The sequence below is a fragment of the Ruegeria sp. AL3 genome, assembly GCF_056536065.1.
Window position 1 is genome coordinate 1081467 of record NZ_JBQFJG010000001.1, and the last position, 21731, is coordinate 1103197.

A 21731-nucleotide genomic window follows, 5' to 3' on the forward strand; every position below is an offset into this window, starting at 1 on the left:
CATGCAGTATCTTTGGGCCGGACTGGGATTGCTTTGTGTTGCTATGGCGGCTGTTGGAGTTGTCCTGCCCCTTCTTCCAACGGTGCCTTTTCTTCTGCTTGCCGCGTTTTTCTTCGCCCGCTCATCCTCGCAGCTGCACAATTGGCTTGTGACCCATAACCTTTTTGGGCCACTGATTCTTGATTGGCAAAGTTCCGGTGCCATTCGACCAGCCGCAAAAAAGGCGGCAACCGTCTCGATCGCCGCCGTTTTTGGACTCTCTGTTTTGTTGTCAGCACCGCCTTTTGTGTTGATCATTCAGGCGGTTGTGCTGGGCGGTGTCATGATCTTTATCTGGTCACGGCCTAACGGCTGAGCTTGGCGCACAAGTCGTCCAGCTGATCCAGGTTTTCGTAGGTCAGAACAACTTGTCCCGTTTCCGTTCCGGCCTTGTGATTGATTGAAACTTTCATCGCCAGGATCGCGGACAGGTCTTTTTCCAACGCACGTGTGTCTGCATCCTTTCCAGCATCCAGATTTCTGGAGCGCGGCGCAGAACGCTCGGCAGTGCCTTGCTGCTGTTTTTTGACCAGAGCCTCGGTTGCGCGCACCGACAAGCCATCCTTGACGATCTGTTTCGCAAGTTCCGACGGATTTTCCGCCGTAATCAGCGCCCTGGCGTGGCCCGCAGATAATTTTCCTTCAATAACAAGGGTTTGAACATCCAACGGCAAGGACAGAAGCCGCAAAAGATTTGCGATGTGGCTGCGGCTTTTACCCAGGGCCTCGGCGAGCTTTTCCTGTGTGTGACCAAACCGGTCCATCAACTGCTTGTAGCCGGCGGCCTCTTCCACCGCGTTCAGATCCGCGCGTTGGATGTTTTCGATAATCGCAACTTCCAACACTTCCGTATCATCGAATTCACGCACAATCACCGGGATATCATGCAGCTGCGCCATCTGTGCCGCGCGCCAACGGCGTTCCCCCGCGACGATTTCGTATTCATCGGACCCCGTCGAGCGAACGATCAACGGCTGAATAATACCTTTTTCCTTAACCGACGCTGCCAGCTCGTCCAACTGCTCGGGCATGAATGTCCGGCGCGGCTGGTTGGGGTTGGCTTTCAGCTTTTCAATCGGGACTTTCAGATCCGGTCTGCGTGCATCCGTTGAAATCCGGCCTTCTGATTCAGGATTCACATCCGCCATAAGGGCAGACAACCCCCGCCCCAATCCTCTGGACTTTGCTTTCTTGGCGCTCATGTCGCCCTCCTCGTTCCCGCTCAGGCAGCGGTCTTATTGTTCTTGTGCAAGATCTCACGAGCAAGATGCCGGTAGGCCATGGCCCCAAGCGATCCCGAGTCATATTGCAAAACAGGCAGCGCATATGACGGCGCTTCGCTGACCCGCACATTTCTGGGTATCTTCGTTTTAAAGACCATCTCACCCAGATTGTCACGCGCGTCCTTTTCAACCTGACGGGACAAGTTGTTGCGGTTGTCATACATGGTCAACACAATACCTTCGATTCTCAGATCTGGATTCGCCGTTTGGCGGACCTCTCGAATCGTCAGCATCAGTTGTGAAAGCCCTTCAAGAGCAAAGAACTCGCTCTGCAGCGGAACAAGCACCGAATGCGAAGCAACCATTGCATTCACGGTCAACAAGTTTAAGGATGGCGGGCAGTCGATAAGCACGAAATCCAGTTCAAACGCATCTATGGCTGGCTGCCTCAAAGCATCATGCAAAAGATAGCTGCGTTTTTCGTTGGAGATCAGTTCAATATCGGCGGAACTCAGATCAACGGTCGCCGGAACAACGAAAAGACCTTCGATTTCAGTCTCCTGAACGACGGCTTCCAATGGCGCGTCGTCGAGGATCAAATCATAAGTTGTCCAGTCTCGATCTTCGACACCCAAACCTGTCGAAGCGTTCCCCTGCGGGTCAAGGTCAACCACCAGCACCCGACACCCGGATTCGGCCAATCCTGCTGCAAGGTTGATCGCTGTGGTTGTTTTTCCGACCCCGCCCTTCTGATTGGCAACAGCAATTATCCGAGGCCCTGAAGGTCGAGACAAATCAACCACGTGATACTCCATTTATCTTAAGGATAACGGCTTGAGGTTCAGTTAAACTTGTAATCGCCTCAGCCTCGAAATTCCATTCCTCACGTGCGTCTTCCAGCTCTTTTTTCCAATTTGCGCCTTTGGGCAACAACGCTGTCCCGTTGGTGTGTAAATGCCTGTCACAAAAGGACAACAGGGTGCGCAAGTCAGCCAGTGCTCGGGCAGAAATTATGCTTGCAGCCAAAGGATCAGCCGATTCAATCCTTTTTGAGATCACCGTGCATTTTATGCCGCATTCCCGCGCAACACTGCGCAAGAAAGCTGATTTCCGCTGGTCGCTCTCGATCATATTGAATGCGGCGCCTGGGTTTTCTTCCGCAGCGATGATGGCGCAGACCATACCAGGGAATCCGCCTCCGCTTCCCAGGTCTGCCCAGGTGTCAAAACTGTCAGCGCACCGATAGACTTGCACCGAATCAAGAATATGCCGATCCCAGATATGCTCCAAACTGTTCTTAGACACGAGGTTGATCTTAGGATTCCAACGCTTCACCAGATCAACATAGGTCACGAGGCGATCGAATGTTTCACGTGAAACATTCAGGTCTTCAAACTTCGAATAATCAACCATCATGCCTGACGAGCTCTTTGATCCCGGCGCAGTTTTGCCAGAACGAGCGTCAGCGCTGCCGGAGTGACGCCCTCGACACGGCTTGCCTGAGCGATATTGGCGGGTTTCGCCTGCGACAGCTTCTGTTTCATCTCCGAAGACAGGCCGTCCAAGGCAAAATAGTCGAACTCATTCGGGATAACATAGGATTCATCCCGCTTCATTGCTTCGACATCCCGCTTTTGTCTGGCAATGTAGTTGGCATACAAGGCGTCCCTCTCGATCTGAAGCCTGATCTTTGGGTCAACGTCCTGCAGATCAGGAACGAGAGGCAACAAATCTTCAAATGAGGTATCGGGAAACGCCAGAATTGCCATCCCATCCCTTCGGTTTCCGTCCTGATTAACGTTTATACCGGCAGCGAGAACTTCCTTGGGCGTATAAGTGCGTTCCGTCAGCTTTGACTTCACACTCTCAAGTTGGTTCATTTTATCTTCGAACTGAACCTTGCGCCCTTCTCCGACGCACCCCAATTCCAAACCAAGCGGAGTCAGCCGTTGATCAGCATTGTCGGCACGCAGAGATAGCCGGAACTCCGCGCGTGACGTGAACATGCGGTAAGGTTCGGCAACTCCTCGAGTTGTTAAATCGTCGATCATTACGCCAATATAACTGTCGGATCGTGTAAAATGGATAGGCTCCCGCCCTTGGGTCTCTAACGCCGCGTTGAGTCCGGCCACCATGCCCTGAGCCGCAGCTTCCTCATATCCTGTGGTCCCATTTATCTGGCCCGCTAGATATAGTCCGGGAACAGCCGGCAAGGATAAAGAAGCACTCAGGACGCGCGGATCAACATAGTCGTATTCGATTGCATATCCCGGTTGCAGAATCTCTGCATTTTCCAAGCCTTTGATCGACCGCACGTAGTCCAGCTGAACATCCTGGGGCAGAGATGTCGATATGCCGTTCGGATAGATTGTGTGGTCGTTGACCCCTTCGGGTTCAAGGAAGATTTGATGCGATTCCTTGTCGGCGAAGCGTACGATCTTGTCTTCGATCGAAGGGCAGTAACGCGGGCCTACCCCATCGATGTGACCGCCATACATGGCAGATTTCGAAAGATTCGCCGCAATGATCTCATGAGTTCGCGCATTTGTATGCGTAATTCCACAAGAAATCTGGGGCGCGACAACGGATTTCGACATGAAAGAAAACAGGGTTGGTTCATCGTCGCCGTCCTGCCTTTCAAGATCGGACCAATCAATGCTCCGCCCGTCCAGACGCGGTGGTGTTCCGGTTTTCAATCGCCCCATGGGAAGATCGTATCCATCCAACCGCTCAGCCAGTTTGATGGAAGGCCGATCCCCCATTCTCCCTCCTGGGCGAGACACGTCACCGATATGGATGACGCCCCTTAGAAACGTACCGGACGTCAAAATAACGGCGCGCGCGGAAAGTTCTGATCCATCGGAAAGAACAACACCTGCAACCTTTTCGCCGTTCATCAGGAAATCGACAACCTCGCCGACAACGACGGACAGGTTATCCTGCTTCTCCGTTACCTGTTGCATGGCAAGACGATAAAGGGCGCGATCCGCCTGCGCTCTCGGCCCCTGAACGGCGGGCCCCTTTCGACGGTTCAATAATCGAAACTGAATGCCCGCCTGATCCGCCACCCGACCCATGACGCCATCCAAGGCGTCAATCTCACGCACAAGATGGCCTTTCCCCAAACCGCCAATCGCTGGATTGCAGGACATGACGCCAATGTCCGTTGCGGACAGCGTCACCAGCGCAGTTGTAGCACCCATTCTGGCTGATGCATGAGCGGCCTCGGTTCCGGCGTGACCTGCGCCGATGACGATGACATCAAACTTCGAATGTTTCACGTGAAACACTCCTTATTTTCCCAAACAGAAGCTGGAGAAGATTTCATCCAGCAGAGTTTCCACGTCAATTCTGCCCACCAAGGATTCAAGGGCGCGTATGGCGGTTCTCAGCTCCTCTGCCGCTATATCATACAGGTCTGGGCCTGATTCCAGAACCGAGATTGCAGATGTGAGTGAGTCCAATGCTCTGGTGATTGCAATGCGGTGACGTTCCCGAGTTGCAATACCATGGGTAGTGGTTCGCTGGCGCAAAACACACGATATCTGGTCTACTAACGCATCTATTCCCTGTCCAGATTTCCCTGAAACACCCTTTTCCCCGATCCCTCTAAGATCTGCTTTGGGCAAAACATGTATATCATCTTCCCGCATCTCCACCCCCAGGTCCTTCGGTGTTTCAGACAGGAAAACGCGAAGGTCGGCGGCCTCTGCTCTGCTGCGCGCAAGCTCGATACCCAGGTTTTCGACATGATCTTCGGTCTCTCGCAGGCCTGCCGTATCCAGCAAGGTCACCGGTAAACCAGCCAGATCCATTCGAACTTCGATCACATCGCGCGTGGTCCCGGCATATTCCGAAGTAATGGCCGCCTCACGGCCTGCCAAAGCATTCAAAAGAGTGGATTTTCCCGCATTTGGAAGGCCGACGATCGCAACCTCGAACCCTGTACGAATTCGCTCGGCAATCTTGACGCCATCTGCTTCGCGATGAAGGTCCGACATGACGCCTTGGATCAGCTCGCGCACTTCCGGCGTCACATCGGTTGGAACTTCTTCATCAGCAAAATCGATGACAGCCTCCAACAGGGACGCAGCCCGTATCAAATCCCGACGCCACCGTTCAGCCAACGTGCCCAGCTCGCCCGCCAGAATGGTCTGAGCCTGCTTACGTTGTGCTTCCGTTTCTGCATCGATTAGATCGGCCAGGCCTTCGACCTGAGTCAGGTCCATCTTGCCGTTTTCCAGCGCCCGTCGTGTGAACTCACCCGGTTCAGCGATGCGCAATCCTTCCGTATCCGACAGGCAACGCAGAACGGCGTTGACAGAGGCGGTGCTTCCATGAATCTGAAGCTCGGCCACGTCCTCACCGGTAAAACTGGCCGGGGCCTGGAAGGTCAAGACCAATCCGTCGTCCAAACGTGCTCCGCCATGATCGGTCAGAGTGCGCAGGACCATGCCACGCTTTGGCAGCGCACCACCCGTCAGGCGCGCCGCAGCTGAATGAGAGTCCGGACCCGAGAGGCGGATGACCGCCACCCCGGCTTTGCCCTGCGCGCTGGCCAAGGCGAATATCGTATCCATTCGAAGGCCTCGCTAGAGTTAAAGACCAGTGTCAGGTGTTCATGGAATCGAAGAATTCGCTGTTTGTCTTTGTCTGCTTTAACTTGGACAACAAGAACTCGATTGCGTCGGTCGTGCCCATCGGGTTGAGGATACGCCGCAGAACGAAGGTCTTGGCCAGATCGCCCTTGTCGACCAAAAGATCCTCTTTCCGCGTGCCGGATTTGAGGATGTCGATGGCCGGGAACACTCGCTTGTCCGCGATCTTGCGATCCAGAACGATTTCCGAGTTACCAGTACCTTTGAATTCTTCAAAGATGACCTCGTCCATCCGGCTGCCGGTATCAATCAGTGCAGTTGCGATGATGGTCAGCGAACCACCCTCTTCAATGTTCCGCGCCGCGCCAAAAAAACGCTTGGGCCGTTGCAGGGCGTTTGCATCCACACCACCGGTCAGAACTTTACCCGAGGATGGGACCACCGTGTTAAAGGCCCTACCAAGTCTTGTGATCGAATCAAGAAGAATAACAACATCTCGTTTATGCTCGACCAAACGCTTGGCTTTTTCGATGACCATTTCCGACACAGCCACGTGGCGCGTCGCGGGTTCATCAAAGGTCGAGGATACCACCTCGCCCTTCACTGAACGCTGCATGTCGGTGACTTCTTCCGGGCGTTCGTCGATCAGCAGGACGATCAGGTAGCATTCCGGGTGGTTGCGCTCGATCGAGTGCGCGATGTTTTGCAGGATCACCGTCTTACCGGTGCGCGGCGGCGCCACGATCAACGACCGCTGGCCCTTGCCGATCGGCGCGACCAGGTCGATCACCCGTGCAGACTTGTCCTTGATGGTCGGATCCTCGATCTCCATCTTCAGCCGCTCATCCGGATAAAGCGGCGTCAGGTTGTCGAACAGGATCTTGTGCCTGGCCTTTTCCGGGTCTTCGAAGTTGATCTTGGTTACCTTCGTCAGCGCGAAATAGCGCTCATTCTCATCCGGGGCTTTGATCTCGCCTTCCACGGTATCCCCTGTCCGCAATGAGTGCTGGCGGATCATCTCGGGTGAGACGTAGATGTCATCCGGGCCGGGCAGATAGTTCGCCTCGGGCGAGCGCAGGAAGCCGAATCCGTCCTGAAGCACTTCAAGCACGCCATCGCCACCAACGGTCCAGCCTTCATCGGCGCGTTCACGCAGGATCTGGAACATCATCTCGCCCTTGCGCATGGTCGAGGCGTTTTCGATCTCCAGCTCTTCGGCCATCGCCAGAAGGTCTTTGGGGCTTTTGGCTTTCAGGTCAGCAAGATTCAGGGATTCGGTTGTCATGATATATACCTTCACCGCTGACAGCGCGGCACGAAGTGGAATTTCAGTATGGAAGATACGCCGCCCGGACGGGCGTGTTGACCCCTACATAAGCGCAGTGCGGGGCGGAGTCAAACATGCCCTCAGAACTTCAGAACAACCGCCAGAACGATGGCAACCATCAAAACGGTCGGGACCTCGTTCATCATGCGAAACTGCCGCCCACTGAGCGTGTTTCGCCCTTCCAGAAAATCCTTGCGTCGCGCCATCAGCCAGTGATGAAACCAGGTCATGCCGATCACGGCAGCGCCCTTGACCCAAGGCCAGCTCCAGTCCCATCCCACGATGCCGGGCGTGAACACCATGATCAAACCACAAACCCACGCAACGATCATCGCGGGTCTCATGATCACACGCAGCAGCTTTTCTTCCATTTCAAAGAAAATGTCCTGTGCGCCTTCGACGGCCTGCGCCTTTTCGACGTGATAGACGAACAACCTGGGCAGGTAGAACAGGCCGGCCATCCACGAAATCACCGCCATGATATGGAGTGACTTCACCCATGGGTACAAAGTGAACAGAAGATCGGTCATTTCGGCTCCGGGCGTTGTTCGGGACCCTCCCTAATAAAAAAATAAGAAAAGAAAAAGGATGATGGTTTTGTAGGGTGAGTAAAATCCGTGGATTACTTTTTTACACAAGTGTTTTCCCCAGGTGGACAGAGCACGGAATTTTTCAGGTGATTCTGTTGGTGGATATTTTTATCATTTAAAATCAATAGTTTAATAACAGTATTCCTCGTTCCGCTTGGGGATAACTGGTAGGAGAATTTGGGATATCGGGGTTTTCCAGAGAAACCGACTTATCCTTGTCCGGACGGGATGAGATTTGAGCGACTCTGGGATCTCTGGCGCGAAATCCCCGGGGTTGCGTGTCAACCGGAAAACCATACAAAGCACCCCTGAACTCTCAATTATTTGCGCACGGGGTTTTCCACATGTCTGTCCCCATTCTTCTTGCTTCCGGGTCCGCCATTCGCGCGCAGCTGCTTGAAAATGCAGGCGTACCGTTTGTGGTTCAAACCGCGCGCGTGGATGAAGAGACGGCCAAACGCGCCCTGCTGGCTGAAAACGCATCACCACGGGACATTGCCGATACACTCGCAGAAATGAAGGCGCGGAAGGTCAGTGACAAAAATCCCGGTGCCATGGTTCTGGGATGTGATCAGGTTCTGGATTTTGACGGTCAACTGATGTCAAAGCCGGAAACCCCCGAACAGGCGTTGGCCCAGCTGAAAGCCATGCGAGGCAAGCGTCACATGCTTTTGTCCGCAGCGGTGATCTATCAGAATGCTCAGCCGGTCTGGCGGCATGTGGGGCAGGTACGATTGCGGATGCGGGCCAGTTCCGACGCCTATCTGAAAGATTACGTCGCGCGAAACTGGGACAGTATCCGCCACGCCGTCGGAGCTTACAAGCTGGAGGAAGAAGGTGTCCGCCTGTTCGCCACCATTGACGGCGACTATTTTAACGTTTTGGGTATGCCCCTGTTGGAGCTGCTCAACTTTCTGGCTGTCAAAGGGGTAATCGATCAATGACGGACTATCGGGTTCCTTTGGCCGGTGTGATTGGACATCCCATTGGTCACTCACGATCCCCCAAACTGCATGGTCATTGGCTTAAGACATACGGTCTTGCCGGTCATTACATCCCGATGGATGTGGCACCCGCCGACCTGGAAACTGTGCTGCGCACCCTGCCCAGGGCGGGTTTTGTCGGCGCCAATGTGACCGTTCCCCACAAGGAAGCCGCCTTGAAGATCGCGGATCATGCGTCTGACCGCGCAACAGTGATAGGTGCGGCGAACACTCTGGTGTTTCGTGAAGATGGCTCGATCCACGCGGATAACACTGACGGGTACGGGTTCATGGAGAATCTTCGCACTGGTGCTCCGGACTGGAATGCAAAGGACGGACCGGCTGTTGTCTTCGGGGCCGGAGGGGCCGCGCGCGCCGTGTTGCAGGCATTATCTGACGCGGGTGTTCCGGAAATCCTGCTGACCAACCGAACCCGCGCCCGTGCGGATCATCTGAAAGAGGAATTCGGTCAACGTATCCGCGTGGTGGATTGGGTTCAGGCCGGAAATGTCATCGAAAACGCAGAACTCGTGGTGAACACCACCTCGTTGGGCATGCAGGGCCAACCGGAATTGCGGGTTCCGCTTGATGGGTTGCAGCCCGGTGCCGTGGTGACGGATCTGGTTTATGCGCCATTGAAAACCCGCCTGTTGCAAACCGCTGAACAGGCAGGATGCACCGCAGTCGATGGGCTGGGCATGTTGCTGCATCAGGCAGTGCCCGGTTTCGAACGCTGGTTCGGCGTGCGCCCCGAAGTTGATGCTGATGCGCGTGCGGCGGCCTTGGCATGAGTTTCGCGCTTGGCCTGACCGGTTCCATTGGCATGGGGAAAAGCACAACGGCGCAGATGTTCGTCGAAGAAGGTTGTGCCTTGTGGGATGCGGATGCGGCGGTGCATCGCCTGTATTCCAGGGGGGGCGCGGCCGTTGGCCCCATGGAACGATTGTTTCCGTCGGCCATTCAGGACGGTGCGGTCAACCGGGAGTCGCTAAAACAGATAATTGCCGCCGATCCTGCTGCGCTGAAGGCCATCGAAGCCATCGTCCACCCTCTGGTCGCTGCTGACCGCGCAGCATTTCGTGAAGCCGCGACAAACGACATCCTGGTGTTCGACATTCCGCTTTTGTTTGAAACGGGCGGTGACGCGGCGATGGACGCGGTGGCTTGTGTTTTGATCCCGGCCGACGAGCAAAAGCGGCGTGTCATGGAACGGGGCACAATGACCGAGGCGCAGTTCGAGCAAATCCGCGCCAAGCAGATGCCGAATGAAGAAAAATGCGCGCTGTCGGATTACGTCATCGTGACCGACACTCTGGACCACGCCCGCGCGCAGGTGCAGGATGTGGTCAGGCAGATACGGGCGGGAATGGCAGATGCGTGAAATTGTACTCGACACCGAAACCACGGGTTTCGATCCCGAAAGCGGTGATCGGATCGTGGAAATCGGCGCCGTTGAACTGTGGAACCACGTCGCAACGGGTGAGACGTATCACGTCTACATCAATCCCGAACGTTCGATGCCGGAAGAGGCATTTGGCGTGCATGGCATCGGCCCGGACCTGTTGGAAAACCCACGCCCGCCCGAAAAGGGTGAAGTGACGCTGAAAGACAAACCGGTTTTTGCCAAGATCGGTCACGCTTTTCGCGAATTCGTCGGCGATGCGCGGCTGGTGATCCACAATGCATCTTTCGACATGAAGTTCCTGAATGCCGAACTGAAATGGATGGGTGCCCCGCTCATCCCGATGGAACAGGCGCTGGATACGCTGGCAATTGCGCGCAAACGGTTTCCCGGCTCTCCGGCCTCACTGGATGCGCTTTGCCGTCGCTTCAATATCGACAACTCGAACCGTGTGCTGCACGGCGCGTTGCTCGACTCTGAAATCCTGGCCGAGGTTTATCTTGAGCTGATCGGAGGACGACAGCCCGATTTTGGACTGTCAACATCTGCATCATCCGTGGCAGGCGGCAGCGATGATTGGCGACCGGCACCACGAGCAACGCCACTGCCGTCTCGTATTACCGAGGATGAACGCGCGGCACATGATGCATTCATAGAAAAACTGGGCGACAATGCCCTGTGGACCCGCACCTGAACCCGTCAGGCACGGGCCAAACCCTCAGGCGTCTGTCTTCTGGGACTGTTCGGCCTGACGACGCATCAATTCGTTGCGGTACAGGGCGACGAAATCGATATTGTCCAGATTCACCGGTGGGAAACCGCCGTCGCGAGTGATGTCGCTGACGATGCGGCGCAGGAACGGGAATAGCATCCGCGGGCATTCGATCATCAGGAACGGGTGCAGCTGGTCTTCCGGCACACCTTCCACGTGGAACAGGCCGCAATAGTCCAGTTCACACAGGAACAGAACGTCTTCCAGGCCTTTGGCTTTGGATGTCAGGTTCAGCTTGATCGACACTTCGAACTGGTGGTCAGCCGGGCGCTTCTTGGCGTCCAGATTCACCTGAACCGCGATTTCGGGCTGTACGTCACCGGAAACACCCTTTTGGGCCATCACGTTCTCAAAGGACATGTCGCGGATGAACTGCCCCAGAACGCGCATCTGAACTTGCGGGGCGGCTTTGGCCGCAGTGTTTTCTGCAGCTTTTTCTTCGGCCATGGATCTACTCCAAAAATGAAATTCGCCACTGCTTATCAAGTTGGGCGCGGCACCTCAATGCCGGTGGGGGCCTTCCACCCATTTAGACGGCTTTGACGGATTATTTTTCGGGCGGACCTCGGTAAAGTCGCCATCTATGATATCACCCTGATCGAACGGGTTTCCACGAGATTGAAAACCGGGGCCTTGACCCATCTGAAACTGGGTAACGGTGACTTTCGATCTGAGATACCTGAAAACCGCGACCCGCACGCCGGGAACAAGCAACGCAAATCCAATGGCATCAGTAAAGAATCCAGGTGTAAGCAACAAAGCGCCCGACAACAGGATCATCGCACCATGGGCCAGCGGCTCGGTCGGGTCGTCCAGTTCGGCAAACGACCGTTGCAGGTTTCCCAACGCCATGCGACCTTGTGTCCGCACCAAAACAGTGCCCAAAACCGCCGTTAGCACTACGATGGCAAGGGTTGGCCACAAGCCGATCAACCCGCCAACCTGAATAAACAGCGCGATCTCGATGATGGGCACCAACAAAAATGCCAAGAACAGATACATTTGCGTTATCCTTTCCCTTAGGCCGGGCTGTGGACTTGCCACCTACGGTCACCTACATAGTGGCATGAGGCCGCGTATACAAAGCCGCGGTTCTGAAAAGAGGATGAAATGAACGAACCCATGATCCAGTTGCTGGTCCTGGCCGGAATTGCCGTTTTCCTGATCCTGCGCCTCAAGAGCGTGTTGGGCACGCGTGAAGGTTTTGAGAAACCGCCTGTGCAGCAGCAGCCCGAAGCGCATAAGTCGCGCCGCGATTTCGAAGTGATCGAAGGCGGCCCGGATCATGACATCACAGACCATGTCCCGGAAGACAGCGAGCTGGCGCAGACGCTGGCGGCGATGAAACGCGTTGAACCCGGTTTTTCCGTCACCGAGTTTGTTCAGGGTGCCCGCGGTGCCTATGAAATGATCGTGATGGGGTTTGAGAAGGGCAACCTGGACGAAATCCAGCCATTCCTGTCGGAAGAAGTTTTTGAATCCTTCGTTGCGGGCGTCGCCGCACGAGAAGATCAGGGCCTGACGATCGAGGCCGAGTTCATCGGTGTCCGAGAGACGACCCTGACGGATGTGAAATTCGACAAGGATACCAATCAGGCCGAGATCACCATGAAATTCGTGGGTGAACTGACTTCGGTCGTGCGGGATCGCGGTGGCGATATCGTCGAAGGCAGCCCCAACACCGTGAAACGCCAAAAGGACAGCTGGACCTTTGCCCGTGTGATGGGCAAGGACGATCCGAACTGGCTGCTTGTTGCCACGGACGCATGATTGCCACGCTCCGGTCGCTTTTACTGGTGGGTGCAATGACCACTGCCAGCGCTGCCGGGGCCGAGGCAACGCGATCCATTCTGTCGTTCGATGATCTGCGTGGCTGGGCCGAGGATGACCACGGTGCAGCCCTGTCCGTTTTTCTGAACACCTGCGGGGATCTGAAGGATCCCGATTGGCGGGCCCTGTGCGGTGTGGCAAGAACCTATGATGCCGAAGCGGCACGGTCGTTTTTTGAGCTCTTTTTTCGCCCTGTTCTGGTCGAGGATGGTGAGGATGCCCTGTTCACGGGGTATTTCGAACCCGAACTTGATGGTGCGCGTACCCGGACGGATCGTTTCAAATACCCCATCTACAAGATGCCGCCCGAGGCCCGCGCTGAGGGGCCCTGGCTGAGCCGACGAGAAATCCTGACCAGTGATGTCATGCAGAGCCGCGGGCTTGAGATTGCCTGGGTCGATGACCCCGTAGAGTTGTTTTTTCTGCAAATCCAGGGTTCGGGCCGCGTTCGATTGCCGGATGGCGGCGCTTTGCGCGTCGGGTATGGCGGTGCGAACGGGCATCCCTACAGGTCAATTGGCGTGGAACTGGTGCGGCGCGGCATTCTTGGCGCGCATGAGGTCAGCGCGCAGATGATCCGCGCCTGGGTGCGCAAAAACCCCGAGGCCGGCGCGGAACTGCTTCTCCACAACCCATCATACGTGTTTTTCCGCGAAGTTTCACGTGTCGCGCCCGAGCTTGGGCCGTTGGGCGCCATGAACCGATCTGTCACGACGATGCGCAGCATTGCGGTCGACCCGGCCTATACCCCGTTGGGCGCGCCGGTTTGGGTGGAAAAAGACGGCAAGAAACCGATCCGCCGCCTGATGATCGCGCAGGATACAGGTGCGGCCATCAAAGGCGCGCAGCGTGCCGATATCTTTTTCGGAACGGGGGACGAAGCCGGTCATGCCGCGGGTAAGCTGAAGGATCCGGGTCGGATGGTGCTGTTGCTGCCCATCCAGCGTGCCTATGCCCTGTTGCCGGATGAATTCTGATGACCCGGCGCAAACTGACAAGCGAAGAGATCGAGCTGTGGCGCAAGGTCGCCAAACAGGCCGAGAGGCTGCACCCCGAGATTCCGCAGACGATCCATCCGACCTCTTTGCCGAAACCCAAGCCCAAGAAAACGCCGAAACCCCGTTTTCAGGCATTCGAACTTGGACAGGCCCATCAGTCGAAACCGAAACCGAACGACCTGAAGCCTTCGGTGACGGATGCGTTGCGCAATGCACCGGTTCAGATGGACAACAAGGCCTTTGGCCGGATGAAGCGCGGCAAGCTGAAACCCGAAGGCAAGCTGGATCTGCACGGTATGCGGGTGGCTTCGGCCCATCCGGCGCTGATCCGATTCATCCTGAGCGCGCAAGCACAGGGTAAGCGTCTGGTTCTGGTCGTGACCGGCAAAGGCAAGGATCGGGACGAGCCCGGTCCGATTCCGACGCCGCGCGGTGTTCTGCGAAATCAGGTTCCTCATTGGTTGTCGATCCCACCGCTGGTGCAGGCGGTGATGCAGGTCACGCCGGCTCATATAAGCCACGGCGGAGACGGGGCGTATTACGTGTATCTCAGGCGCGTGCGCTAAAGGTCGTGACGGGCGCGGGAAATACCGACCCAAACAAGGCTGCATACCAGCACGAAGAACAGGCCAATCCAGAAAAACTGAACGCTCAGCGGGATACCAAGGTCAATCAGAACGCCGGTCAGACCGGGACCGATGGCTGACCCCAGTACCATGACAGCCGCAGCCAACGCCTTGATGGCCCCGATATGCCGGGTCCCATAGAATTCTGCCCAGAACGCGCTGGGCAACGTGCTGTTCGCTCCGACCGTCAGGCCAAGAAACACCAACCCGATCGTCGCGCCGCTGATTGATTCAGTCATGCTCAGAACCACAAACCCAACCGCCATCGGAAGCTGATAGAATGGCATGATGCGCGCAGTGCCCCACTTGTCCAATGCCCAGCCCGCAGCAAACATCGACAGCAGTGATACTCCGGTAAACACCGGGAACAGAGCGACCAGTTGGATATGCTGCCAGCCTTTGACCTCGGCGAAATAGACCTGATGGAAGAAAAACGCGGTGATGAATGCCGATGGCGCAAGCACGGCGGGCACTATGAACCAGAACAAGGGGTCAAACAGCGCGTCGCGACGGCTCCAGTGGCGACCCTGCATCCCAATGGCAGAGGATCCGCTGGCAAGGCTTTGCGGTGTTCGTTCCTCGCGCAACAGCCGCATCAGAACGGGAATTCCCAAGGCGGTCATCCCCGCCGCGACGACCCACAGCCAACGCCAGTCCAGGTAAACCATGGCCGCAACAAAGATCAGGGGCAGCAGGGCCTCACCGATGGCATAGCCGATGGATGCAATGGAAAGCGCCTTGCCCCGCGTGACCGTAAACCACCGCGCCATGGCGACCACGGCCAGATGTGTGCTCATCCCCTGACCCAGCAGGCGCAGCAGAAAAATCACCACTGGCAACAGGAGCAGCCAGGTATTCAGCGCCATGGCAAGGGCGGCTAGGGCCAACCCAGCCAGAACCGCCGGACCCAGCACCCGGACGCGAAGGATATCCGTCAGCCCTCCGGCCCAGATCATCACGATGGCCGACAGGGTTGTGCCCAATGTGTATAGCCCACCCCACGCACCGTGGCCGAGGCCGAATTCCGCGCGGATTTCACCGGCAAAGATCGAGATGAAGAATGTTTGCCCGAAGCTGGATAAAAACGTCAGAAGAACGCCAGCGCCAAGCCAGGTGGCATTGTCCAGAAGATACCGACGCAGCTTGAACCGCGTCACGGAGTGGTAACCTGTGCCTGCCCGGTTTCCGTCAGAACAATTTCAGTGGCTCCGTCTGGATTGCGCTCGCTGGGTGGTACCAGGATATCAATGGCTGGTCGGTCTTCCCGCCCGAAGGTATTGTTGACCCGCCGCAATGAGTTGAGGATCGACAACAAAGCCGGAGAGGTCGCGGCAACGAAATGCGAGGATGCGGCATCACTGTTGAAAGCAGTCGTGTCGATCACGCTGATCGGGAATTCCTCGAGCGAGTCAACCGAACTGATGTTCCCCAACCGCTGGCCCTCATCCGTGCCACGCAAGCGGCCCGAGATGTTCAGAATCTTGTCCTTTTGGGACACCATTACGATGAACGGATCGGGGGGGTTGTCGATACGTTTCATCTGCGATCGAAACAGATCAAGATCAAGATCAGGCGAGATCAGAACGACCCCTTCGATGTTTCGCTTGGCCCAGCCGGGTTCCTGCAATTCGGTTTGCCGTATCATCTCCATCGTCAACGCACCGCCCATGGAATGTGCGACCAGAATAACGCGTTTGACACCCATGGCTTTCAGTTCGCGGATGGTCTGTTCCAACCCGTCGCGGGCGAACAGCATACTGTCCAGATCATAGGCATATCCATAGCCCGTCGCGCGGCTGGGCCAGGAATACACCAGCGTTGATCCGGGGAGGCCGATGTCATGTGTCAGCTGCGCCGCGCGGAAGATCGTTTCGGTCTGGGTCGAATTGTAGCCGTGCACAAAGATCGTGACATCATCCTGTCCTCGCAGGTGTTTGCGCAGCCCCTGCGGTCCATCCAACTCGGTCACGTCCGCCAGAACGAATTCTTTCCGCGGATTCGGGTTCGCGTAGGAGAAGCGGAGCGTACCCGGCGTATGCGTGGGTGGGATAGAAACCGTCGTTTCCAGAAACCTGAGCGTTTCACCGCGTCGGAATCCATAGGAGCCATCGGCCTCACGCGCGCGGGTCGTGCTTGCGAAGATGGTTTCAGGTGTTCCGATGTTCACGGCACCGGGCACGACCTCGGACACCGTCCGGTCGACACAGGCGCTGAGCGAAAGGCATATGAACAGAATGACGAAATATCGCAGCACGGGCCAGACCTCGGGGTGACTTGTGCACACGCTATCCTATTCCTGCGCGACGTCCAGCATGGCAAGACCAAAACAACGGCAAAAAACGGCTGGCCGTGTTACAAAACGTAACGGCTCAGATCAGAGGACTTGGTCAATTCACCAAGATTGTCGCTGACGAACTGTGCATCAACGGTGATCTCCGAACCGGCTTTGTCCGGTGCAGCGAAGGACAGTTCTTCGAAAACCCGCTCCATGACCGTGTAAAGCCGCCGCGCGCCGATGTTTTCGATGCTCTGGTTCACGTCAGCTGCAATCTTCGCCAATGCCGCGATGCCGTCCTCGGTAAAACTGACGGTCACGTCTTCGGTGCCCATCAACGCCGTGTATTGCAAGGTCAGGGCATTGTCGGTTTCGGTCAGGATGCGCACGAAGTCTTCTTCGGTCAGGGCGCGCAGTTCGACACGGATCGGCAGGCGCCCCTGCAATTCCGGCAACAGATCCGACGGTTTGGCGATGTGAAACGCACCCGAGGCGATGAACAGGATATGGTCGGTTTTGACCGGACCGTGCTTGGTGCTGACGGTGGTTCCCTCGATCAAGGGCAGAAGGTCGCGCTGCACGCCTTCCCGGCTGACATCGCCGCCGCGTGCGTCAGAGCGGGCGCAAACCTTGTCGATCTCATCCAGAAATACGATGCCATTCTGTTCGACGGAGTCCAGCGCGGTGCGGGTGACGGTTTCATCATCTAGCAGCTTGTCGGCCTCTTCCCCGATCAGCGCATCATAGCTTTCGGCGACGGTCATGCGTTTCTTGACGGTCCGTCCGCCAAAGGCCTTGCCGAAGATGTCGCCCAGATTCATCATGCCCATCTGACCACCCGGCTGCCCCGGAATGTCGAACATCGGCATCGGGTTCGTGGTGTCGGACAGTTCCAGCTCGATCACCGTGTCGTCCAGTTCGCCGGCTTTCAGCTTTTTGCGGAACATCTCGCGCGTGCCTTCGCGCGCATCCGCGCCAGCAATGGCTTCGATCACGCGGTCTTCGGCGGCCTGATGCGCTTTGGCCTTGACGTCTTCGCGCATGAACTCGCGGGTTTGCAGGATGGCCGCATCCGCCAGATCGCGCACGATCTGTTCCACGTCTCGGCCGACATATCCGACTTCGGTGAACTTGGTGGCCTCGACCTTGATAAACGGCGCGCGGGCCAGTTTGGCCAGACGGCGGCTGATTTCGGTCTTGCCGACGCCGGTGGGGCCGATCATCAGGATGTTCTTGGGATATACTTCCTCCCGGATGTCGTCCGGCAATTGCTTGCGGCGCCAGCGATTGCGCAGGGCGACGGCAACGGCACGCTTGGCGTCCTTCTGCCCGATGATGAAGCGATCCAGTTCCGAGACAATCTCGCGCGGGGTCAGGTCGGTCATGTTAAATTCTATCCGTTTGTTTCGCAACGGAACCTAATCATAAGACACAAAAACACAAGCTGATCACGGAAAACTCACACCAACTCACACGTAGCACACGGAAATTGGCGGCGATGTGAATCGTCACGGGACGGTGTGTGCCCCATAGTCTTGCGTGACGGGCAGGTCGCCCGCGACATTCATATGGAGATACCTTATCATGATGACTCGTCGTTCGCTTTTTGCGAAAGCTGCCGCCACGGGCGCTGCTCTTGCTTTGGTTGGCACCCGGGCTGCTTTGGCCGGAGGTGCCAAAAAGAAAGGCACGTTTGAAGGCAGGTCGAACCACATCACCAGCGGATCGGTGAAGCTGGTCAAGGACGGCGAGCGTTACATCGTCGAGTTGGGCGATGATTTCTCGCTGGACGGCGGCCCTGACCCACGGGTGGCCTTCGGGAAAGATGGGACCTATGCGCCCGACACCAAGCTGGGCGCGCTGTTGAACTTGACCGGCAGCCAATCCTATGCCGTTCCGCCGACCATGGATGTTTCTGGCTACAATGAGGTGTACATCTGGTGCGAGGTCGCGGGTGTGCCGCTGGGTGTTGCGTCGCTGAAGTAATTCTTTCGGTCAGCGGCCGGGTCCTCCGGTTGCTGACGCACCGTTAGGTAACAAAGTCGTCGTCTGTTACACTTGTCCCAAGGCATTGGAGCCGGGGACGAATTTAATGACGAGAATTGCCAAGATTACCCTTCTGTTTGTGGTGTTTGTGGATCTGATCGGACAGGGGCTGGTCTTTCCCATCATCAACTCGCTGATCATGGAAACGAAATCCGGGTTTCTGCCCGAAAACACGCCCGAGGGGCGCAGGCATTTCTATTACGGCCTCGTGATCGGGTGCTTTTTCCTGTCGTGGTTTTTGGGCGTTGTCTATGTCTCGAAAGTATCGGATTCGATCGGGCGCAAGAACGCTTTGCTGGTGTGCCTGGGCGGTGCTCTGGCCGGCTATGCCCTGACCATTGCCGCGCTTTATCTCAACAACCTTCTTCTGCTGATCGTCGGGCGTTCGATCACCGGATTCACTGCGGGCAACCAACCCATTGCGCAAGCGGCGATGATCGACGGCAGTACCGACGCGACAGACCGGGACCGGAACATGGGCTATATCGTGACGGGCGTCAGCTTTGGTCTTGTGGGCGGGCCGATCATCGGCGCGGTCTTGTCTGACGCCGCCCTGCTGGGCGGCTTCGCCACGCTGAGAACGCCCTTTTACGGCGCATTTGTCCTTGTGCTGATTGCAATTTTTCTGGTCCTGTTTTTCTTCCAGGATACCCGAACGGATCGCGCGCCCTTTGTTTTCCGTCCCCGTGACATAACAGACAGCCTGATGGCGGTGCGTGGTCATCCGATGGTGTTGAAGATCCTGCCGGTCTATTCGTTCTTCATGATCGCCAATGTCACCTTCTACGTCTTTGTCGACAATTTCCTGACCAGCGCCTTCGGATACGGAGTCATCGGCGGCAGCGTGGCGATGGTTGTCATCGGTGTGGCGCTGGCCTTCTCCAGCACGTTTTTGGTGAAACCCGCGCAGGAGAAATTCAGCAAACATGCGATAATCCGCACATCGCTCATCGTCATGGTGATTTGCGGCTTCGCGTTCGCCTTCAGCCCAAGCGGCGTGTTCAGTTATGTGCCGGTCTTTTTCTTCTATTTCCTGTTCGGAATCGCCTACCCCACCATGCTTGGGCTGTTCTCTTCCAGCGTCAGCGAAGCGGATCAGGGCTGGGTCATGGGTGTGACCACTGCCGTGTTCTGCCTTGCGGGCGGGATCATGTCGCTGATCGGGGGCGGATTGATGAGCATCGATATCCGCGTGCCCTATTACATCGTCATCATCGCAGCGATCATTGGCCTGATCGGCATGCATCGCCGCTGGAAAGGCAAGGAGATCTCGGCGCTGTTAGCCTGAGATCGTCTCAACCGTCAGCTTGCCATTGGTATAGACACAGATATCGGCCGCGATGGCCATTGCCTGACGCGCGACCTCTTCCGCCGACTTGTCACTGTCCATCATCGCGCGGGCAGCGGCCAGGGCAAAATTGCCCCCGGATCCGATGGCAGCCACGTTGTGTTCAGGTTCCAGTACGTCACCCGCCCCGGTGATCACGAACATGTCCTTGCCGTCCGTGACGATCAGCATCGCTTCGAGCTTTTGCAGGTATTTGTCGGTGCGCCAGTCTTTGGCCAATTCCACAGAAGCACGGGCAAGTTGGCCCGGTGTCGCCTCGAGCTTGGCCTCCAGCCGTTCCAGCAACGTGAAGGCGTCGGCCGTCGACCCGGCAAAGCCGGCGACAACTTCGGACCCTCCGGGAGACAGGCGACGCACCTTGCGGGCCGTGCCCTTGATCACGGTTTGACCAAGGCTGACCTGCCCATCACCGGCTATGACGATCTGACCGTCTTTCTTGACGCCAATGATCGTTGTGCCGTGCCAACCGGGAAACTCGTTGTCTGCCATGATCGTCTCCGTTTTCGCTGGCGGTATATATGGGCTGGGTCGCAGGTTGGCGCAACCCGTTCTTCAGTTGCTTAAAAGATATGCAAAAAACGCATTCCGGGGTTACCGGACCAGCAATTGTGAGTCCGGGCATGCAGGACTACATGAGGCTCACAACCGACAACGGGTCGGCTGTTTCTTCACAAAGGACCGCGCACATGGCAACCACAGCTAACATTCATGCGCCGCTCGGAGCAGCTACCATCCTGCACGTAGTGGACGCGTTCACCAATGTCGTCAACACCGTTGTCGAATGGAAAGAATCCCGTAAAACCCGCAAACTCCTGTCGGAACTCAGCGACGCCCAGCTTGACGATATCGGCCTGAGCCGCGCAGACATCGCCGATCTCTGATGTTCCCGCAGATCGCCAATTCATGACAGCCGCACGGATTTCCGAGCGGCTTTTTCTTTTTTCAGCCTTGCACGTATTTTCCGGAAAGATCAGGCAGAAACGCCTCGATCGCCGCAGTTGCAACCACGTGCCGCGTTCCCGCTTCTTCGTCGACAACGTCAAGCCCACCTTTGACTGCACGAACCTCGGCCCTGCCCCGCGGCAGATCCGCGGCAACCAGATCGCAATCCACCTGTTCAGGATCCTGCACACCGATCGTGACGCTGACGCGCATTTCGGAATGGTCGATCCCCAGTTTTGAAAACAACGTGATAGATGAATGGTGCAAAGCGTCCTGCACCGCGCGGCGGGCTGCCTTGGTATAGTCCCGGCCATACAGGTCGTTACCTGTTCCCATCTCCAGAATGATGCGTTTTTCACTCATTGTGTGGGCTCCATGTCGAAGGAAACGATCAGGGCAGCGTTGGCGATGACCGTGTGCCCGTCACTGTGGGGCTTTGCGATGTCCAGCCCGCCTTTGGTGACAGTGATATTCGGATGACCATAGGGAAAGACAGCTTTCAACGCTTCGGTGTCCACCTGATCCGGCTGCTGAACCCCAATTTCGGCATCAATGATCATCGCCTCTTTCGGAAACCCGAACAGTTCCGCCATGTTGACCGAGTTGTGCCAAAGCGCATCCTTGACCGCCCGCAGTGACGCCTGGGTATAGTCCATCTGGCGCAGGGATGTGCCCATCCCGAATTCCACAAGGACCCGCGTTTTTGCCATTGGTGTCTCCGATGTCTTCAAT

Annotated in this window: 26 protein-coding genes; 11 read left to right on the top strand and 15 right to left on the bottom strand. The window is 56.6% G+C overall.

Annotation, left to right across the window (positions count from 1 at the left end):
• Position 1: 1 nt before the first annotated feature.
• Complete coding sequence (locus tag ACR3E6_RS05430) at positions 2-355, top strand: YbaN family protein (protein ID WP_480486181.1); 354 nt, start codon at positions 2-4, stop codon at positions 353-355.
• Here the strand turns inward: ACR3E6_RS05430 and ACR3E6_RS05435 are convergent.
• The 7 genes from ACR3E6_RS05435 to ACR3E6_RS05465 all read right to left on the bottom strand — a co-directional run bounded on the left by ACR3E6_RS05435 (position 345) and on the right by ACR3E6_RS05465 (position 7717).
• Positions 345-1241, bottom strand: a complete 897-nt coding sequence (locus ACR3E6_RS05435) for a ParB/RepB/Spo0J family partition protein (RefSeq protein ID WP_171635364.1) — start codon at positions 1239-1241, stop codon at positions 345-347. The genes ACR3E6_RS05430 and ACR3E6_RS05435 overlap by 11 nt on opposite strands.
• A 20-nt stretch (positions 1242-1261) precedes the next feature.
• A complete protein-coding gene (locus ACR3E6_RS05440) occupies positions 1262-2065 on the bottom strand; it encodes a ParA family protein (RefSeq protein WP_152459610.1) in 804 nt (267 codons plus the stop codon).
• Entirely contained in the window at positions 2058-2675 is a 618-nt protein-coding gene (gene rsmG / locus ACR3E6_RS05445; RefSeq protein WP_480488097.1) for a 16S rRNA (guanine(527)-N(7))-methyltransferase RsmG, read from the bottom strand. Before rsmG ends, ACR3E6_RS05440 begins: the two co-directional genes overlap by 8 nt.
• Positions 2675-4543, bottom strand: coding sequence for a tRNA uridine-5-carboxymethylaminomethyl(34) synthesis enzyme MnmG (gene mnmG / locus ACR3E6_RS05450; RefSeq protein ID WP_480486184.1), 1869 nt, complete (start codon positions 4541-4543; stop codon positions 2675-2677). Before mnmG ends, rsmG begins: the two co-directional genes overlap by 1 nt.
• Before the next feature lie 12 nt (positions 4544-4555).
• Entirely contained in the window at positions 4556-5842 is a 1287-nt protein-coding gene (mnmE, locus tag ACR3E6_RS05455) for a tRNA uridine-5-carboxymethylaminomethyl(34) synthesis GTPase MnmE (RefSeq protein WP_171724003.1), read from the bottom strand.
• A 31-nt stretch (positions 5843-5873) separates the two neighbouring features.
• Complete coding sequence (gene rho, locus ACR3E6_RS05460; RefSeq protein ID WP_171635359.1) at positions 5874-7145, bottom strand: transcription termination factor Rho; 1272 nt, start codon at positions 7143-7145, stop codon at positions 5874-5876.
• 122 nt (positions 7146-7267) lie between these two features.
• A complete protein-coding gene (locus ACR3E6_RS05465) occupies positions 7268-7717 on the bottom strand; it encodes a CopD family protein (protein WP_171171524.1) in 450 nt (149 codons plus the stop codon).
• Between the two features lie 404 nt (positions 7718-8121).
• Here ACR3E6_RS05465 and ACR3E6_RS05470 point away from each other — a divergent pair, with 404 nt between their 5' ends.
• Genes ACR3E6_RS05470 through dnaQ form a run of 4 tightly spaced genes read left to right on the top strand, consistent with a single transcriptional unit; the run spans position 8122 to position 10856 of the window.
• Positions 8122-8721, top strand: coding sequence for a Maf family protein (locus ACR3E6_RS05470; RefSeq protein ID WP_152459616.1), 600 nt, complete (start codon positions 8122-8124; stop codon positions 8719-8721).
• Positions 8718-9551 (top strand): shikimate dehydrogenase, encoded by an 834-nt coding sequence (locus tag ACR3E6_RS05475; protein WP_171635358.1) that lies wholly within the window; start codon positions 8718-8720, stop codon positions 9549-9551. Before ACR3E6_RS05470 ends, ACR3E6_RS05475 begins: the two co-directional genes overlap by 4 nt.
• A complete protein-coding gene (gene coaE / locus ACR3E6_RS05480) occupies positions 9548-10141 on the top strand; it encodes a dephospho-CoA kinase (RefSeq protein ID WP_480486186.1) in 594 nt (197 codons plus the stop codon). The genes ACR3E6_RS05475 and coaE overlap by 4 nt, the downstream gene beginning before the upstream one ends.
• Positions 10134-10856: a DNA polymerase III subunit epsilon gene (gene dnaQ, locus ACR3E6_RS05485; RefSeq protein WP_171724000.1), complete on the top strand. Its 723-nt coding sequence runs from the start codon at positions 10134-10136 to the stop codon at positions 10854-10856. Before coaE ends, dnaQ begins: the two co-directional genes overlap by 8 nt.
• A gap of 24 nt (positions 10857-10880) precedes the next feature.
• On the opposite strand, the gene secB is transcribed toward dnaQ, so the two are convergent.
• Both secB and ACR3E6_RS05495 read right to left on the bottom strand, forming a co-directional pair.
• Complete coding sequence (secB, locus tag ACR3E6_RS05490) at positions 10881-11381, bottom strand: protein-export chaperone SecB (protein WP_152459620.1); 501 nt, start codon at positions 11379-11381, stop codon at positions 10881-10883.
• Between the two features lie 54 nt (positions 11382-11435).
• Positions 11436-11936: an FxsA family protein gene (locus tag ACR3E6_RS05495; RefSeq protein WP_480486189.1), complete on the bottom strand. Its 501-nt coding sequence runs from the start codon at positions 11934-11936 to the stop codon at positions 11436-11438.
• A gap of 108 nt (positions 11937-12044) precedes the next feature.
• Here ACR3E6_RS05495 and ACR3E6_RS05500 point away from each other — a divergent pair, with 108 nt between their 5' ends.
• From ACR3E6_RS05500 to ACR3E6_RS05510, 3 genes are read left to right on the top strand one after another with little or no spacing between them, the layout of a single operon-like run.
• On the top strand, positions 12045-12704 hold the full coding sequence (locus ACR3E6_RS05500) for a Tim44/TimA family putative adaptor protein (RefSeq protein WP_152459622.1): 660 nt from the start codon (positions 12045-12047) through the stop codon (positions 12702-12704).
• Entirely contained in the window at positions 12701-13741 is a 1041-nt protein-coding gene (mltA, locus tag ACR3E6_RS05505) for a murein transglycosylase A (protein ID WP_480486190.1), read from the top strand. Before ACR3E6_RS05500 ends, mltA begins: the two co-directional genes overlap by 4 nt.
• Positions 13741-14328 carry a Smr/MutS family protein gene (locus ACR3E6_RS05510; protein ID WP_480486192.1) on the top strand — a complete coding sequence of 196 codons (588 nt, stop codon included), beginning with the start codon at positions 13741-13743 and terminating at the stop codon, positions 14326-14328. Before mltA ends, ACR3E6_RS05510 begins: the two co-directional genes overlap by 1 nt.
• Here the strand turns inward: ACR3E6_RS05510 and ACR3E6_RS05515 are convergent.
• The 3 genes from ACR3E6_RS05515 to hslU form a co-directional block, all read right to left on the bottom strand.
• Positions 14325-15545, bottom strand: coding sequence for an MFS transporter (locus tag ACR3E6_RS05515; protein WP_480486194.1), 1221 nt, complete (start codon positions 15543-15545; stop codon positions 14325-14327). The genes ACR3E6_RS05510 and ACR3E6_RS05515 overlap by 4 nt on opposite strands.
• Positions 15542-16672, bottom strand: coding sequence for an alpha/beta hydrolase (locus ACR3E6_RS05520; RefSeq protein ID WP_348539739.1), 1131 nt, complete (start codon positions 16670-16672; stop codon positions 15542-15544). Before ACR3E6_RS05520 ends, ACR3E6_RS05515 begins: the two co-directional genes overlap by 4 nt.
• A gap of 68 nt (positions 16673-16740) precedes the next feature.
• Positions 16741-18048, bottom strand: coding sequence for an ATP-dependent protease ATPase subunit HslU (gene hslU, locus ACR3E6_RS05525; RefSeq protein ID WP_171723995.1), 1308 nt, complete (start codon positions 18046-18048; stop codon positions 16741-16743).
• 199 nt (positions 18049-18247) lie between these two features.
• Here hslU and ACR3E6_RS05530 point away from each other — a divergent pair, with 199 nt between their 5' ends.
• Both ACR3E6_RS05530 and ACR3E6_RS05535 read left to right on the top strand, forming a co-directional pair.
• Positions 18248-18649 carry a DM13 domain-containing protein gene (locus ACR3E6_RS05530; protein WP_209834389.1) on the top strand — a complete coding sequence of 134 codons (402 nt, stop codon included), beginning with the start codon at positions 18248-18250 and terminating at the stop codon, positions 18647-18649.
• 106 nt (positions 18650-18755) lie between these two features.
• Entirely contained in the window at positions 18756-19997 is a 1242-nt protein-coding gene (locus tag ACR3E6_RS05535) for an MFS transporter (RefSeq protein ID WP_480486197.1), read from the top strand.
• On the opposite strand, the gene hslV is transcribed toward ACR3E6_RS05535, so the two are convergent.
• The gene (gene hslV / locus ACR3E6_RS05540; RefSeq protein WP_480486198.1) at positions 19989-20546 is read right to left on the bottom strand and encodes an ATP-dependent protease subunit HslV; all 558 of its coding nucleotides are present in this window, start codon (positions 20544-20546) and stop codon (positions 19989-19991) included. The genes ACR3E6_RS05535 and hslV overlap by 9 nt on opposite strands.
• 197 nt (positions 20547-20743) lie before the next feature.
• Between hslV and ACR3E6_RS05545 the strand changes: the two genes are divergently transcribed.
• Complete coding sequence (locus ACR3E6_RS05545) at positions 20744-20938, top strand: DUF1127 domain-containing protein (protein WP_152459629.1); 195 nt, start codon at positions 20744-20746, stop codon at positions 20936-20938.
• Positions 20939-20999: 61 nt separating this feature from the next.
• On the opposite strand, the gene ACR3E6_RS05550 is transcribed toward ACR3E6_RS05545, so the two are convergent.
• Positions 21000-21362 carry a Lin0512 family protein gene (locus ACR3E6_RS05550; RefSeq protein WP_171723992.1) on the bottom strand — a complete coding sequence of 121 codons (363 nt, stop codon included), beginning with the start codon at positions 21360-21362 and terminating at the stop codon, positions 21000-21002.
• Positions 21359-21709 (bottom strand): Lin0512 family protein, encoded by a 351-nt coding sequence (locus ACR3E6_RS05555; protein ID WP_480486201.1) that lies wholly within the window; start codon positions 21707-21709, stop codon positions 21359-21361. The genes ACR3E6_RS05550 and ACR3E6_RS05555 overlap by 4 nt, the downstream gene beginning before the upstream one ends.
• Positions 21710-21731 lie beyond the last annotated feature (22 nt).

Excerpts from the sequence above, each read along its gene's own strand:
- ACR3E6_RS05430 (WP_480486181.1), top strand. The coding sequence starts at position 2 with ATGCAGTATCTTTGGGCCGGACTGGGATTGCTTTGTGTTGCTATGGCG.
- ACR3E6_RS05435 (WP_171635364.1), bottom strand. The coding sequence starts at position 1,241 with ATGAGCGCCAAGAAAGCAAAGTCCAGAGGATTGGGGCGGGGGTTGTCT.
- rsmG (WP_480488097.1), bottom strand. The coding sequence starts at position 2,675 with ATGGTTGATTATTCGAAGTTTGAAGACCTGAATGTTTCACGTGAAACA.
- mnmE (WP_171724003.1), bottom strand. The coding sequence starts at position 5,842 with ATGGATACGATATTCGCCTTGGCCAGCGCGCAGGGCAAAGCCGGGGTG.
- rho (WP_171635359.1), bottom strand. The coding sequence starts at position 7,145 with ATGACAACCGAATCCCTGAATCTTGCTGACCTGAAAGCCAAAAGCCCC.
- ACR3E6_RS05465 (WP_171171524.1), bottom strand. The coding sequence starts at position 7,717 with ATGACCGATCTTCTGTTCACTTTGTACCCATGGGTGAAGTCACTCCAT.
- ACR3E6_RS05470 (WP_152459616.1), top strand. The coding sequence starts at position 8,122 with ATGTCTGTCCCCATTCTTCTTGCTTCCGGGTCCGCCATTCGCGCGCAG.
- ACR3E6_RS05475 (WP_171635358.1), top strand. The coding sequence starts at position 8,718 with ATGACGGACTATCGGGTTCCTTTGGCCGGTGTGATTGGACATCCCATT.
- coaE (WP_480486186.1), top strand. The coding sequence starts at position 9,548 with ATGAGTTTCGCGCTTGGCCTGACCGGTTCCATTGGCATGGGGAAAAGC.
- dnaQ (WP_171724000.1), top strand. The coding sequence starts at position 10,134 with ATGCGTGAAATTGTACTCGACACCGAAACCACGGGTTTCGATCCCGAA.
- secB (WP_152459620.1), bottom strand. The coding sequence starts at position 11,381 with ATGGCCGAAGAAAAAGCTGCAGAAAACACTGCGGCCAAAGCCGCCCCG.
- ACR3E6_RS05495 (WP_480486189.1), bottom strand. The coding sequence starts at position 11,936 with ATGTATCTGTTCTTGGCATTTTTGTTGGTGCCCATCATCGAGATCGCG.
- ACR3E6_RS05500 (WP_152459622.1), top strand. The coding sequence starts at position 12,045 with ATGAACGAACCCATGATCCAGTTGCTGGTCCTGGCCGGAATTGCCGTT.
- mltA (WP_480486190.1), top strand. The coding sequence starts at position 12,701 with ATGATTGCCACGCTCCGGTCGCTTTTACTGGTGGGTGCAATGACCACT.
- ACR3E6_RS05510 (WP_480486192.1), top strand. The coding sequence starts at position 13,741 with ATGACCCGGCGCAAACTGACAAGCGAAGAGATCGAGCTGTGGCGCAAG.
- hslU (WP_171723995.1), bottom strand. The coding sequence starts at position 18,048 with ATGACCGACCTGACCCCGCGCGAGATTGTCTCGGAACTGGATCGCTTC.
- ACR3E6_RS05530 (WP_209834389.1), top strand. The coding sequence starts at position 18,248 with ATGATGACTCGTCGTTCGCTTTTTGCGAAAGCTGCCGCCACGGGCGCT.
- ACR3E6_RS05535 (WP_480486197.1), top strand. The coding sequence starts at position 18,756 with ATGACGAGAATTGCCAAGATTACCCTTCTGTTTGTGGTGTTTGTGGAT.
- hslV (WP_480486198.1), bottom strand. The coding sequence starts at position 20,546 with ATGGCAGACAACGAGTTTCCCGGTTGGCACGGCACAACGATCATTGGC.
- ACR3E6_RS05545 (WP_152459629.1), top strand. The coding sequence starts at position 20,744 with ATGGCAACCACAGCTAACATTCATGCGCCGCTCGGAGCAGCTACCATC.
- ACR3E6_RS05550 (WP_171723992.1), bottom strand. The coding sequence starts at position 21,362 with ATGAGTGAAAAACGCATCATTCTGGAGATGGGAACAGGTAACGACCTG.
- ACR3E6_RS05555 (WP_480486201.1), bottom strand. The coding sequence starts at position 21,709 with ATGGCAAAAACGCGGGTCCTTGTGGAATTCGGGATGGGCACATCCCTG.